Here is a 12,675-nt window from a genome sequence, read left to right as displayed (position 1 = left end):
GCCGCCGCTGACCGACTGCGCCGGCCCCGCCCTCGGCACCTCACGGCGTCCGGGCCGATCGTTCCGGCCGTCGGCGAGGAGGAGCACGGTGAGCCCGCGCCGGTCAGCCGGCTCCGCTCGTGAGCGCCAGGACGCCGCCCGGGACCGGAAGGGCGCCTACGGGTGGTAGAGGGCGCGGGCGCGGGTCAGGTCGACGGGCCCGTCCCCGCCGATGTGGAGGAAGTGGTCCGACTGCCACGCCTGCGTGCCGCGGGCCTGCCGGTTGGTCGTGGTCACCCACGGCGGGTAGACGCGGAACCCTCGTTTCCCGCCGGAGCCGCCGCGGGAGACGATGTCGCGCTCGCACAGGACCTCGCGCGGGAAGGCGAACTGCCCGAACCCGTTGTCGTCGCGGCAGCTGATGACGAAGAGGTCCACCGCGTCGGCGACGTCGAAGGGCCGGATCGGGCCGTCCGCCGACCGCTGCCACACGGTCACGAACTGGCCCACCTTCGTCGGGGTGGTCCTGGCCACGCGGAACCGGACCGAGCGGCCGTCGATCGTGAATCCGCAAGCCGCGTACTCGGCGCTCTCCGGTTCGGCCACCGGCAGCGAGCAGACGAAACCGCCCGGGTCGTACACCGACGCCTTCGCCGCCAGCAGATCGTCGTGCAGCCCGGCCCACGGCTGATTCGTCACCATCCCGCCATCCTGCCACGGCCGCCGTGGCTGACCGGCGGCGGTGTTCGGCGGTGCCGGCCCCGGCAGGGAGGGAAAGGGAGGGAAGCGGCGACCCGACACCGGGTCGGACCCGCTCACGCCCCGAACGGAACCATGACGCCCCGCCCGCGCGTGGACCACACAGCAGCGCGAGGGGGCCCGGATGAGCACGGTCAGCGTCATCGGCACGGTCGGGATCGTGGTCCTGGTCCTCTGCGTAGCCGGAATCGTGGCCGTGTGGCGGACCGGCACCCCGTTCCCGCCGGAGCGGCCGGGCCCGCCGGGCTGTGTCGTGTGCGGGCACAGCGCGTACAGCCATGGCTCCCGCGGCAGTTGCAGCGAGACCGAGTACGACGGCCCGGACCGCTACGACGGCGGCGGCAACTGGATCGGTACGTGGAACGAGCGTTCGTGCTCGTGCCCCGGGTTCAGGACGGAGTGAGCTCGTGGTTGATCATCCGGCTCCGAACGGGCTGGTGCGGTGGTCACTCGTCCGCGCCCGGGCGCGGTGGCGCCGCCGGTACCGGGCACGCGCCCGCCGCTGCCATGGCACGCTGCGCGGCACAGGATGGTGGGACGATCCGGCAGAGACCGTCCCACACCGTCTCCCGTCGCCGCACCCCCCCGCTCCCGAGCCGTTGACCAGCGGGAACGGCGAAGCGCAGCCGGAGTTCCGGACAGGGCCTAGGAGAACAGGACGGAGAGGCGGGCCGTGTTGGGGGCGACGTCGCAGAAGTAGGTGACGGCCTCCCCGCGGGTCACGTAGGCGCGGCCGGCAGCGTCGCAGGCGGCGCCGCTCGGGTACATGCCGATGTACGTGTATCCGGTGGTCCTCGTGGTGGATGCCTGGGCGGCGGGGGCGGCCATCACGCCACCCGCGACGGTGAGCAGTCCGGCCAGGGCCATCGTGGAAACCGCTGTGCGCAGTGCCATGTCGGTGTCTTCCTCCCTCTGACGAGAACGCCGGAGTCCGCTGCCCGGCGTTGCGGCTGTGAGCCTTCCGGAATCCCGGATTCGAGGCAATGGTCGAGACCAATTTGGCAGGAAACAGCTGATCGCCGGATCCCGCCGATATCAGACGCATCGTCATGTCAGCTATCCGACACCGGAGTTGGGCACGGCAACCCGATGTCAACAATGGTCTGGACCACCTGATTCGATGGCATCGAGGGGAACAGCCCACCGGTTCGACGGACCCACCGCCCATGTGCGCACCGGTCACCTCCCGACGGCGCGACCCACCGGGCCGCCCCGGATCGGCCGGACGATCACTTGCCGACGGGGCCCGCGGGATGCAACCCGTCCAGGGCGCGGATGCCTCGTCGCGACCCCGTCCGGGTGGCGATTGCTCCCGGTCGCAGTCCGCCGGGGCGGCGGCCACGAACAGCAGGTGCGCGCCGTACCGGCCCCGGGTCCGGTCGGTACGGCGCGACCGGGCGACCTCGGGGTGTCCGGCCCCGTCCGCGCCACCTGCTCGGAGCGTTCGTCTTTTCACCGTCGCCGATGCGGGTCGGCCGGGGCCGCGGCGGCTGTGATCCGCACCCGGTCGATGCCCTGGTCCAGGAAGGCGGCCAGGGCATGCGCCTCCGCTTCGACGGCTTCCTGTTCCTGCGGGGCCAGTGGCCGCAGTGGCGTGATGTGCAGGTGCCGGTCCTGCGTGGTCCAGGTCGCGGCGACGCGTCCGTCGACGAGCACGGCGCGCAGGCCCGCGACGGACAGGCCGAGGTGGGCGTCGTCGATGATGCGGCTGCGGTCGTGGTAGCCGAGGATCGCGTTGTCGAAGGCCGGGAGGAACCGGACCGGAGCGGGTGTGTCCGGGCACGGGCGTGGCGCCTCGGGCAGGTCGAGGAGTTCCCGGCCGCGATCGTCGCGGAAGGCGACCAGCTCGTCCCGGATGGCCCTGACCGCGGCGGGGAGACCGGCCAGACCGCTCCAGGCGCGGATGTCCGCCGTGGCGGCCGGCCCGAAGGCGGCGAGGTAGCGGCGTACCAGGTGCTGTCCGACCGGGTCGTCGGCGTCGTCGGGCAGCGGGTCGAGGTCTCGTCCGAGCCAGGTGGCCAGGGGCAGGTTCCGCACGCCGGCCGTCGTCTGCCACAGGCCGCGCGGGGGGAGCTGGGCCATCGGGACGAGGGCGGCGACGAGGAGTTCGCCCAGGACGCGACGGGGCGGGCCCGGCCAGCGGTCCTGGAGCGCTCGGACGAGTTCGGTCATGGTGCGGGGCTGCCCGTCGGCCATGACCGCTCGGCCGGCCGCGGCGACGTCGTCGGGGTCGACGGCGGCGAGTTCGCGTCGGTAGGTCGCCGTCACCCGTTGGCGCAGCATGGTGTCGTGGCGGGCCCGCCAGGCGAGTGCGTCGTCGCCGGTGACCAGGTGGACGGTTCGCCGCATCAGGTGCGTGCGCACGACGTGCCGGTCCGTCAGCACCCGGTCGAGTCGGTCGGGTGTGAACGCGTGCAGCCGCGACCACAGGCCGGTGAAGGGTTCCTGCGGTGCTTGGGCCTGCAGGCCGCACAGGTGTGCCACTGCTTCCCTGACCGGTGCGGCGGTGCGCGCGAGCAGGTACTGACGGGCCAGGGTGGCGCGGTTGAGAGCACGGGTGCTGAGCGTGGTCATGACCGTCCGGCCCCCTGCGCGCTCGTCGGCCGACCGCAGCGGCGGCAGGCCGGGACAGCCGCTCGCGCGGGCCGGCCCACCACGTACCGGGGAGGCGGCGGCGTCGATGCCGGTGTGTCCGGTGGTCGTACTCCCATGGCACCCTGCCCTTTCGGTTCACTGCGGCCGGGGCCGCCGTGCGGCGGCCCCGGCAGGTCGTGTGTTCGTGCTCGGACGTTGATCAGCCGTTGTACGGTGCCGCCACGTCCAGGACCCAGGTCACGCCGAAACGGTCGGCGAGCATGCCGTACAGCGGTGCCCACGGCGACGGTTCCAGCGGCTGCACCACGGTCGAGCCCTCGACGAGCTTCTGCCAGAGGGCACTGATCTCGCCGGTGTCGTCACCGCGCACGGAGACGAAGAACGGGTTGCTGCCCTGGTCCCAGGGCAGGTGGGAGGGCACGTCGTAGGCCATGACGTGGAAGCCGTTGTCGCCCACCACCTCGCCCCACACCACCCAATCCGCCTCGTTCTCGTTCCGCACGGTGCCCATGTCCTTGTACGTGACGGCGGTGACTCGCCCGCCGAAGACGGACCGGTAGTGGTCGAGCGCCTCCCGCGCCTGGCCCCGGAAGTTCAGGTGGGTGGTGGTCGTGACGGACATGGCCTACTCCTTGCTCGTGGTTCGGGGAGACACGCCGCCGCCGTGGCGGGGCCGGGCGCGCGGCGCCCTCGTGGCCGGGTGGCGTGGGCCTCTCCGGCGTTCTCGAGACCCACCGTTCCACGGGTGGCGGACAGGATGTGTCCTGCACTACGGAGAGAATGCGAGCATGCAGAAGACGTCCTCCCGGCTGCTCACCCTGCTCTCGCTGCTCCAGACGCGTCGCGACTGGTCCGGCGCCGACCTCGCCGAGCGGCTCGACGTCACCCCGCGCACGGTGCGCCGCGACGTCGACCGCCTACGGGAACTGGGATACCCGATCGTCGCCTTCATGGGGCCCGCCGGCGGCTACCGCCTGAACGCCGGCTCGCAGCTGCCCCCACTGCTGTTCGATGACGGCCAAGCCGTCGCCCTGGCCCTCGCCCTGCAGACCGCGGCCGCCGACACCACGATCGGCGAAGACGCCGCACGAGCCCTGGCCACCATCCGCCAGGTCATGCCGGCCCGGCTGCGCCACCGCATCGACACGCTCCGGGTCACCGCCGCCCGGCCACCCACGACCGGCACCACGTCCCCGGCCGGCACCGAACTCCTCGCGGAGTTGAGCCGCGCCATCCACGCCCGTGAGGAACTGCGCTTCGCCTACGGCCACGACACCACCGGTCCCGACGGGCCACCCCGCCGCGCCCAGCCGCACCACCTCCTCACCTGGCACGGCCACTGGTACCTGATCGCCTGGGACCTCGACCGCGACGACTGGCGCACCTTCCGCGCCGACCGCATGCGCCCCCGCACCCCCACCGGCCCGCGCTTCACCCCGCGCGAACTCCCCGGCGACGGCCCGGCCGCGTTCCTCTCCGGCCGGTTCCGCGGCACCGACGGCTCCACCGCCGGATGGCCCTGCCAGGGCGAGGTGATCCTCCACCGCCCCGCCCAGGCCGTCACCCCCTTCGCGCCGGACGCCATCGTCGAAGCACTCGGCCCCGACCGCTGCCGCCTCACCCTCGGCTCCTGGTCGTGGACCGGCCTCGCCGCAGCCATCGGCCGCTTCGACGCCGACATCCACGTCATCGGCCCACCACAACTGACCAGTGCGTTCGCCGAACTCGCCGCACGCTACGCCCACGCGGCAGGTAGCTGACCAGCCTCCCCACGGCCCCGTCCGCAGCCGGGAAAGCCGACTCCACCCGAACCTGCCCCGCAGCGCGCCGCCGGTCCGGGTTCTCTCTGGACGGTTGCAACCCACCCCCGCCCCTCGTTCACCCGAACGGCGCAGCGCCGAAGCCCCCGGCCCGGGACATCCGGGGACCGCAGGCGCAGTGACGAGGAGTTGCCGGGGCACGCCGGCCGGTAGCGGGTGCGTGCTCGATCGGCCCGGTCCAGCCCGCGCAGAGCCGCTTGCAGCACAGCAGGAATGCCCGGCACCAGTGGCGAACGTGCCCCTGCCGTGCCTCCGTCCCGCTATCCGAGCGACCCGCACCCGGGAGGTCCGACACCGGACCCGCCGCGATCGGCGGAGGCGAGCACCACCGCCGGCACGGCCGACAACGGTGCCTGTCCGTCCGACATCGGCGGCGGCGCGGTGAGGCTCTCGGCGAGGCGCTCCTCGAAGCGGCCGAGGAGCAGCACGGCACCCAGGAGAGCGGGGGGCATGAGCAGCGTGAGTACGAGCATGTGGACCTCCCGACGGGGGTGGTCACGGGTTCGTTCGACTCGCTGGTCGATTCGCCTACAAGCTATGGCCTGCGGCGCCATCCGGCACCTCGCCCGGCGAACGGGAACAACACACAGCAGCCGCCCGAACGCTTCGCCGCGTCGCTGCCGGAGCCACCGGAGCCCCGAGGAGCCACCGCCACCGGCATGGCTGCGCGTCCGGCGAGGCGGGGTCGGCCGGCGCGGCGGCGCGTCCGGCACAGCGGGGTCGGCACGGCGGGGTCGGCACCGGTCCTACGTCAGGCGCGCCACGGCCAGGGCCAGCGCGCGGTCCAGCGCCTCCTCGGCGCCGCACGGCACATCGGGCCGGACGCCGGTGCCCTCCCAGTTGGTGCCCGAGACGGGATTGACCCCGCGGGCGACCGGCACGCTGACCTCCAGGTGCGGGTGCACCGTCCAGCCCTCGCGCGGGTGTGCGCCGCCCCGGGTGGCCTCCCCGACGACCTCGGCCCGCCCGAGCTGCTGCAGGTCGTAGGCGAGCTCCTCGCCCGCGGAGAAGGTGTTTCCGCTGGTCAGCACGTAGAGCGGCTTGCTGCCGCCGAAGCGGGCACCGGGCACGAACGGGGGCGTCCAGGACTGCTCGGCCACCTCTCCCTGCCGCGAGAGCATGGTGTTGAGGTGTGTGCGGCGGTCGAGCAGGTAGCCGCAGACGAAGGCGACCGTGTCGGGGTCGCCACCGGTGTTGCGGCGCAGGTCCAGGATGAGGGCGCGGGCGGGGGCCACCAGCGAGAGTGCCGCGGCCAGCGGCTGTGCCGCCCAGTCCAGTGGGAACATCTTGGGTGCGATCTCCAGGACCGCGACACCACCGTCGAGGAGCTCCACGCGCGGAACGCCGCCCAGGGAGGTGTCGAAGTCCCTCCGCATCGCGGCGAGTACCGCCGCACCCCGTTCCGGCGGCACGGGCACGTCGTGGTACTTCAGGGCCAGGTGCAGGTCGCCGTTGACGGATCGCAGGTCCGCGGTGACCGCTTCGGCCAACTCCTCGGCGGATCGGGCCCGGTAGGAGCCGTCGGCGCTCCGGCGCCGCAGCAGGGCCGCCAGTTGCCGGGCGACATCGGGGAAGACGTAGTTCTCGCAGACCAGGCCGGCGATCGACTCGACGACGACGGCGCTGTCCAGCGCAGGTGGCAACGTGGTGGAGGTCATGGAGAGGCAGTAGACCAGCGACGTGTCAAAGCGTCAAACACACTTAACGCTTGATCGGATGAGCCGTCAATCGGACCAAGACGGTCGGCAGATCAGCACCGCTCTGCAGCACGCCTCCCTCGGGTTGCCGAGGGTCTCGGTGGGGTTCTCCGGACGGGGGCGGGTCCGGCGGACACCGCCCCTGGAAGCAGCGTGCGGTCGACCTTGGCAGTCCCCGAGCGGTGAAGGCGTTCCCGCAGGTAAGGTCCGGACAACGACGGGTCGGCCCGGGACGTCCGGGACAGGAACCCTTCCAGGGGCGGGAGTCGGACATGGGCAGGCCGTGGGGGCCGATCCGGGCGCGGACGCCGGAGGCCAGGGCGCTGGCGCTCTTCCTGAGGGAGCGGATCGACGAGAGCCCGTTGACGATGACCGCCGTTGCGCAACGGATCTCCTACTCGAAGACGCGGATCGGGGACTTCCTGTCGGGTGACCCGCTCCCCGAGCGGGACTTCGTACTCGTACTGGTGGAGGTGACGGTCCCCGAGCCACGGCGTCGTGAACGCCTGCAGGCCGAAGCCGACCGGTTGTTGAACGCGGCCAAGGAGCCGGAGGACCCCGGCAAGGGGCCGGAGGACCGGCCGGACCGCCCTGCCGAGTTGGAGCGCGTGCGTGCGCAGCAGGTACGGACGTACGAACGGCTGACCCGTGCCCTGGAGCGGCAGGCCGAACTGCGGGAGACGGCGATGCACTCCACCCAGCTGGTCATGGTGCTGCTGGCCATGATCAGCACCCTGGTGGACCGGGTCCAGGGCCTGACCGCCGAGCGGGACCGGCTCCTCGGCCACGCCGTGGAGCGGCAGGTCCTCGAAGACACCGAGCAGCGGCTCGCCCGCGCCCTGGACCAGGAGCGTCGGGCGAAGGAAGAACTCGGACGTGCCCGGGACAGGCAACGCCAGGCCGAGCACCTCGCCGCCCTGTTCCAGCAGCAGGTCGACGAGCTCACCGACGAACTGGACCGGCTCCGCTCCGGGGACCCCGACCGCGAACCGGCGGCCTCCGGCGACGGCACACACGCCACGCCGGGCGGCAGCACCTCCACGGACCCCGACGCCGACGACATCGACCAGGCCCTCGACCGCGCGAGCAAGGTCAACGACACCGACGAGCAGACCCTCCAGCGCATCACCGACGAACTGCAGGACACCACCCGACGGCAGGCCCCCCATGACGGCCCGGACGACGTCCCCGGCCCCGGAGGAGGTGTCCCGGACATCCAGGACACCTCCCCGACCGGCACAGTCCCCGCCACCGAACCTGCCGTCCGGCGGTGGCAAGGAGCCACTCAACTGTTCGCCAGGGTCCTCAAAGCCCGTTCCCGGACGACACCGGGCCCCCAGTTCCTCGCCACCCGCACCAGCCATGCCCACAGCACGGGGAAGAGCGGGCACTGGGCGGCGGCGGCCCACCAGTTCGGCGAGCTGGCCAAGGACCGCGCCCGGCTCCAGGGCGCCGACCACCCCGACACCCTCGACGCCCGCCACAACCACGGCTACTTCCTCGGGGAGAGCGGGAAGTGGGTGCAGGCAGCCCAGGTGTTCGCTGCGCTGGCCGAGGACCGCGCCCGGCTCCAGGGCGCCGACCACCTCGACACCCTCCGCACCCGGGGCAGCCACGCCTACTTCCTGGGGAAGGATGGGGACCGGGCGGAGGCAGCCCGGCTGTTCGCCGAACTGGCCAGGGACCGCGCCCGGGTCCAGGGCGCCGACCACCCCGACACCCTCCGCACCCGGGGCAACCACGCCCACAACCTGGGAGAGGGTGGGGAGCGGGCCGAGGCGGCCCGGCTGTTCGCCGAACTGGCCAGGGACCGCGCCCGGGTCCAGGGCGCCGACCACCCCGACACCCTCGACACCCGGGGCAACCACGCCCACAACCTGGGAGAGACCGGGAAGTGGGCGCAGGCAGCCCGGCTGTTCGCCGAACTGGCCAGGGACCGCGCCCGGGTCCAGGGCGCCGACCACCCCGACACCCTCCGCACCCGAGGCAACCACGCCCAGTTCCTGGGGGATGGTGGGAGGTGGGCGGAGGCAGCCCGGCTGTTCGCCGAACTGACCGAGGACCGTACCCGGCTCCAGGGCGCCGACCACCCCGACACCCTCGACACCCGCCACCACCATGCCCGCAACCTGGGGAACGGTGGAGGGTTCGCGGAGGCAGCCCGGCTGTTCGCCGAGCTGACCGAGGACCGCGCCGGGCTCCAGGGCGCCGACCACCCCGACACCCTCCACGCCCGTATCGCCCACGCCCAGTTCCTGGGGGAGGCCGGGGAGCGGGCGAAGGCAGCCCGGCTACTCGATGCCGTGGTCGCGGACCGTGTCCGGGTGCCGGGCTCGGACCATCCCGACACCCTCAACGTCCGCCACAGCCACGCCTACTTCGTAGGAGAGGCCGGCGACCCGGCAGAGGCCGCCCGGCTACTCGATGCGGTGGTCACGGACGACACCCGGTTGCTGGGCGCCGACCACCTCAGCACCCTGCACGCCCGCCACAACCACGCCTACTTCGTAGGAGAGGCCGGCGACCCGACGGAGGCCGCCCGGCTGTTCGGCGAGCTGGCCGAGGACCGCACCCGGCTCCAGGGCGCCGACCACCCCGACACCCTCCAGGCCCGCCACAACCACGCCGACGCCGTAGGGGAGGCCGGTGAGTGGGCGGAGGCGCGCCGGCTACTGGAGGCCGTGATCGCCGACCGTGTCCGGGTGCAGGGCGCCGACCACCCCCACACCCTCAACGCCCGCCACAGCCACGGCCACTGCCTGGGAGAGGCCGGCGAACGGGCGGAGGCGGCCCGGCTGTTCGGCGAGCTGGCCAGGGACCGTACCCGGCTGCTGGGCGCCGACCACCCCAGCACCCTCCACGCCCGCCACAACCACGCCCGCAACCTGGGGGAGGGCGGCGATCCGGCGGAGGCCGTCCGGTTGCTCGACGCGCTGGTCGAGGACAGCACCCGGCTGCTGGGCGCCGACCACCCCGACACCCTCAACGCCCGCCACAACCGGGCCTGCTACCTGGGGGACGGCGGCGATCCGGCCGAGGCCGCCCGGCTGCTCGATGCCGTGGTCGCCGACCGTGTCCGGGTGCAGGGCGCCGACCACCCCAGCACCCTCAACGCCCGCGAGGACCACGCCTGCTACCTCGGGAAGGCCGGCGATCCGGCCGAGGCCGCCCGGCTGCTCGAGACGGTGGTCGCCGACCACGCCCGGGTCCTGGGCACCGACCACCCGAAGACCCTCCGCGCCCGGGGCAGCCACGCCCGCTTCGCCGAGTGAAGGTCGGCCTCCGACGACTGCCCTGAACCGTCGAGTACGGCTCCACCCGCAGGCCGCCCCCGCTGACGGTTCGGTTCAGGCCGCCGAGCCGCGTCCGGTGCTCCGACTCCGCGCGCATCGCCTCCGGCACACCGTTTACTGCGGCGCTGAACCGCTGCGGCGAGCAGGAGGAGCGGTCGGGTCGGTGTGGGGTCGCCGACGCCCACCTGCGGCCCGGCTCGCCGACTCCCTCCTCCGTGTCCGACCGCAGCGGATCCAGCGGTGCTGCGCCCACACCCTGCGCCGGCCCCGTAAGTCCCCGCACACTGCTGCGGTGCGGACCGAAGGGGCGGGCAGGGGGGCCCGAAGTGATTCGGCGATCGGCCGTTTTCGCTGGCCCGCGGCCCTGTGGTTCTGCTGTGATCACTGTCGCGGCCCGGCTGGAGCGTGCGCACAGCACAGTGCCGGGGAGCCGCCCCACGCCTTCTGCCCTTGCCCGGGCCACCCCGTCTCGCCCCGCCGAGCGGGCTCGGGATCGGCCGTACCGGCGTGGCGCGGCATGCCGCGGATGTCGAACCGTCACCACCCTTGGAGGAAAGCCATGGCCACCACTCGTACCGCGTCCACCGTGTGGAAGGGGTCGCTGATCGAAGGGGCGGGCGAGGTGGCACTTGTCTCCTCCGGCGCCGGCTCCTACCCGGTGTCGTGGCCGGCCCGTGCGGTGCAGCCGAACGGGATCACCAGCCCCGAGGAGCTCATCGCGGCGGCGCACGCCTCGTGCTACTGCATGGCCCTCTCGCACGGGCTGACCGAGGCCGGAACGGCGCCGGAGTCGCTGGAGGCACAGGCCGAGGCGACCTTCGAGCCGGGCGTCGGGATCACCGGCATCGTCCTGACCGTGCGCGGCTCGGTGCCGGGTCTGTCGGCGGAGGACTTCGCGGCGGCGGCCGAGGAAGCCAAGCAGAACTGCCCCGTCAGCCAGGCGCTCGGCGGCGTTCCGATCACCCTGGCCTCCGCCCGGCTGGCCTGACACCCGGGCCGCCCCGGCCGCCCGCACCGCGGCTCGACGGCGCGCACCGTGCCGATCACTCGCCCCGCCGGGTCGTCCGGCGGGGCGAGGTCCTGCTCCAAGGCCCTCGGGACGGGCGCGTGACGGGAGCGCGAGCGGTGTTCCCGGTCATGGGCCGTCCCGAGTCGAAGGGCCGACAACTTTTCTGCCACGGAAGGCGACTGACCGATGACCGAGACGATTCCCGCATCACCGACGACCGTTCCCGCATCACCGACGACGGCTCCGGCGATGCCCGGGACCGCACCCGGGAGCGTGACCCAGGACTGGGGCGTTCCCGTGGTGGACCTCTCGTCGGCGCCGCCCGTCGCCGTCCCGGTGCTGCGGACCATGGACCTGATCCGGGAGCACGGCCAGGTCTTCGTCCAGCGGCTGCACGGCCGGGACACCCTGATGGTCGGCAGCCTGGAGCTGGCTGCCGAGCTGGCCGACGATCGGCGGTTCGCCAAGGCGATCGGTCCCGGGCTGCTGAACGTCCGCGAGTTCACCGGGGACGGCCTGTTCACCGCCTACAACGAGGAGCCCAACTGGGCCCGGGCGCACGACATCCTGATGCCGGCGTTCGCGCTCGGGTCGATGCGCACGTACCACCCGGTGATGCTGAAGGTCGCCCGCCGGCTGGTGGACTCCTGGGACCGCCGTGAGCGCGCCGGGCTGCCGGTGGACGTGCCCGGCGACATGACCCGGATGACCCTGGACACCATCGGGCTGGCCGGGTTCGGCTTCGACTTCGGCTCTTTCGAGGGGGACGAGCCGCACCCGTTCGTGGACGCCATGGTGCGCTGCCTGGGATGGGCGATGACCAGGATCACCCGCGACCCGGCGCTCGACCACAGCGCGCGCGACGCGGAGTTCCGGCGGGACGCCGACTACCTGGCCGCCGTGGTGGACGAGGTGATCGCCGCCCGCGCGGGCGAGGACGCCCGGGGCCCCGCCGAGGACCTGCTCGGTCTGATGCTCGACGCGGTGCACCCCGGTGACGGCTCCCGGCTGGACGCCGAGAACATCCGCAACCAGGTCATCACCTTCCTGATCGCCGGCCACGAGACCACCTCGGGCGCGCTGTCCTTCGCGCTGTACCACCTCGTCAAGAACCCGGCCGTGCTCCGGGAGGTGCAGCGGGAGGTGGACGCGCTCTGGGGCGACCAGGCCGACCCGGAGCCTTCCTACGAGGACGTCGGGCGGCTGAAGTACACCCGGCAGGTGCTCAACGAGGCGCTACGGCTGTGGCCGACGGCGCCGCTGTTCAGCCGGGAGGCGCACGAGGACACTCGGCTGGGCGGCCGGATCCCGCTGCGCGCCGGGCAGACCGTGCAGGTCGTGGTCCCGATGCTGCACCGCGACCCCTGCTGGGGCGACAACCCGGAGCTGTTCGACCCGGCCCGGTTCGACCCGGACGTCGAGGCGGCCCGCTCCCCGCACGCCTTCAAGCCCTTCGGCACCGGCGAACGCGCCTGCATCGGGCGGCAGTTCGCGCTGCACGAGGCCGCCATGCTGCTCGGCAT

General features: G+C 73.2%; 11 protein-coding genes. 5 read left to right on the top strand and 6 right to left on the bottom strand.

Going from position 1 to position 12,675, the window contains the following annotated elements:
* Positions 1 to 156: 156 nt before the first annotated feature.
* Positions 157 to 681, bottom strand: coding sequence for a MepB family protein (locus ACFV04_RS31030; protein ID WP_380534031.1), 525 nt, complete (start codon positions 679 to 681; stop codon positions 157 to 159).
* Positions 682 to 862: 181 nt separating this feature from the next.
* On the opposite strand from ACFV04_RS31030, the gene ACFV04_RS31025 reads away from it, so the two are divergent.
* Positions 863 to 1,141, top strand: a complete 279-nt coding sequence (locus ACFV04_RS31025; RefSeq protein ID WP_380534029.1) for a hypothetical protein — start codon at positions 863 to 865, stop codon at positions 1,139 to 1,141.
* 242 nt (positions 1,142 to 1,383) lie between these two features.
* Here ACFV04_RS31025 and ACFV04_RS31020 read toward each other — a convergent pair whose 3' ends face one another.
* The 3 genes from ACFV04_RS31020 to ACFV04_RS31010 form a co-directional block, all read right to left on the bottom strand.
* The gene (locus ACFV04_RS31020; RefSeq protein WP_380534027.1) at positions 1,384 to 1,632 is read right to left on the bottom strand and encodes a hypothetical protein; all 249 of its coding nucleotides are present in this window, start codon (positions 1,630 to 1,632) and stop codon (positions 1,384 to 1,386) included.
* A gap of 558 nt (positions 1,633 to 2,190) precedes the next feature.
* A complete protein-coding gene (locus tag ACFV04_RS31015; RefSeq protein ID WP_380534025.1) occupies positions 2,191 to 3,312 on the bottom strand; it encodes a winged helix DNA-binding domain-containing protein in 1,122 nt (373 codons plus the stop codon).
* Positions 3,313 to 3,532: 220 nt separating this feature from the next.
* Positions 3,533 to 3,955, bottom strand: a complete 423-nt coding sequence (locus tag ACFV04_RS31010; protein WP_380534023.1) for a VOC family protein — start codon at positions 3,953 to 3,955, stop codon at positions 3,533 to 3,535.
* Positions 3,956 to 4,121: 166 nt separating this feature from the next.
* Between ACFV04_RS31010 and ACFV04_RS31005 the strand changes: the two genes are divergently transcribed.
* Positions 4,122 to 5,093 carry a helix-turn-helix transcriptional regulator gene (locus tag ACFV04_RS31005; protein WP_380534021.1) on the top strand — a complete coding sequence of 324 codons (972 nt, stop codon included), beginning with the start codon at positions 4,122 to 4,124 and terminating at the stop codon, positions 5,091 to 5,093.
* Positions 5,094 to 5,413: 320 nt separating this feature from the next.
* Here the strand turns inward: ACFV04_RS31005 and ACFV04_RS31000 are convergent, their stop codons facing one another.
* Positions 5,414 to 5,626 carry a hypothetical protein gene (locus ACFV04_RS31000; RefSeq protein WP_380534019.1) on the bottom strand — a complete coding sequence of 71 codons (213 nt, stop codon included), beginning with the start codon at positions 5,624 to 5,626 and terminating at the stop codon, positions 5,414 to 5,416.
* Between the two features lie 273 nt (positions 5,627 to 5,899).
* Entirely contained in the window at positions 5,900 to 6,811 is a 912-nt protein-coding gene (locus ACFV04_RS30995) for a S41 family peptidase (RefSeq protein WP_380534017.1), read from the bottom strand.
* A gap of 311 nt (positions 6,812 to 7,122) precedes the next feature.
* Here ACFV04_RS30995 and ACFV04_RS30990 point away from each other — a divergent pair, with 311 nt between their 5' ends.
* From ACFV04_RS30990 to ACFV04_RS30980, 3 genes are all read left to right on the top strand, one after another.
* Positions 7,123 to 10,122 carry a tetratricopeptide repeat protein gene (locus tag ACFV04_RS30990; protein ID WP_380534015.1) on the top strand — a complete coding sequence of 1,000 codons (3,000 nt, stop codon included), beginning with the start codon at positions 7,123 to 7,125 and terminating at the stop codon, positions 10,120 to 10,122.
* Between the two features lie 580 nt (positions 10,123 to 10,702).
* Positions 10,703 to 11,131 (top strand): OsmC family peroxiredoxin, encoded by a 429-nt coding sequence (locus tag ACFV04_RS30985; RefSeq protein WP_380534013.1) that lies wholly within the window; start codon positions 10,703 to 10,705, stop codon positions 11,129 to 11,131.
* 270 nt (positions 11,132 to 11,401) lie between these two features.
* Positions 11,402 to 12,675 (top strand): cytochrome P450 (locus tag ACFV04_RS30980; RefSeq protein WP_380534011.1); only part of this gene is annotated, 1,274 nt, incomplete at its 3' end.

It is taken from the genome of Kitasatospora sp. NPDC059599 (assembly GCF_042735125.1).
In the GTDB taxonomy this organism is placed as follows: domain Bacteria; phylum Actinomycetota; class Actinomycetes; order Streptomycetales; family Streptomycetaceae; genus Kitasatospora.
This window is presented reverse-complemented; position numbering and strand designations above follow the sequence as displayed.

Excerpts from the sequence above, each read along its gene's own strand:
- ACFV04_RS31030 (WP_380534031.1), bottom strand. The coding sequence starts at position 681 with ATGGTGACGAATCAGCCGTGGGCCGGGCTGCACGACGATCTGCTGGCG.
- ACFV04_RS31025 (WP_380534029.1), top strand. The coding sequence starts at position 863 with ATGAGCACGGTCAGCGTCATCGGCACGGTCGGGATCGTGGTCCTGGTC.
- ACFV04_RS31020 (WP_380534027.1), bottom strand. The coding sequence starts at position 1,632 with ATGGCACTGCGCACAGCGGTTTCCACGATGGCCCTGGCCGGACTGCTC.
- ACFV04_RS31015 (WP_380534025.1), bottom strand. The coding sequence starts at position 3,312 with ATGACCACGCTCAGCACCCGTGCTCTCAACCGCGCCACCCTGGCCCGT.
- ACFV04_RS31010 (WP_380534023.1), bottom strand. The coding sequence starts at position 3,955 with ATGTCCGTCACGACCACCACCCACCTGAACTTCCGGGGCCAGGCGCGG.
- ACFV04_RS31005 (WP_380534021.1), top strand. The coding sequence starts at position 4,122 with ATGCAGAAGACGTCCTCCCGGCTGCTCACCCTGCTCTCGCTGCTCCAG.
- ACFV04_RS31000 (WP_380534019.1), bottom strand. The coding sequence starts at position 5,626 with ATGCTCGTACTCACGCTGCTCATGCCCCCCGCTCTCCTGGGTGCCGTG.
- ACFV04_RS30995 (WP_380534017.1), bottom strand. The coding sequence starts at position 6,811 with ATGACCTCCACCACGTTGCCACCTGCGCTGGACAGCGCCGTCGTCGTC.
- ACFV04_RS30990 (WP_380534015.1), top strand. The coding sequence starts at position 7,123 with ATGGGCAGGCCGTGGGGGCCGATCCGGGCGCGGACGCCGGAGGCCAGG.
- ACFV04_RS30985 (WP_380534013.1), top strand. The coding sequence starts at position 10,703 with ATGGCCACCACTCGTACCGCGTCCACCGTGTGGAAGGGGTCGCTGATC.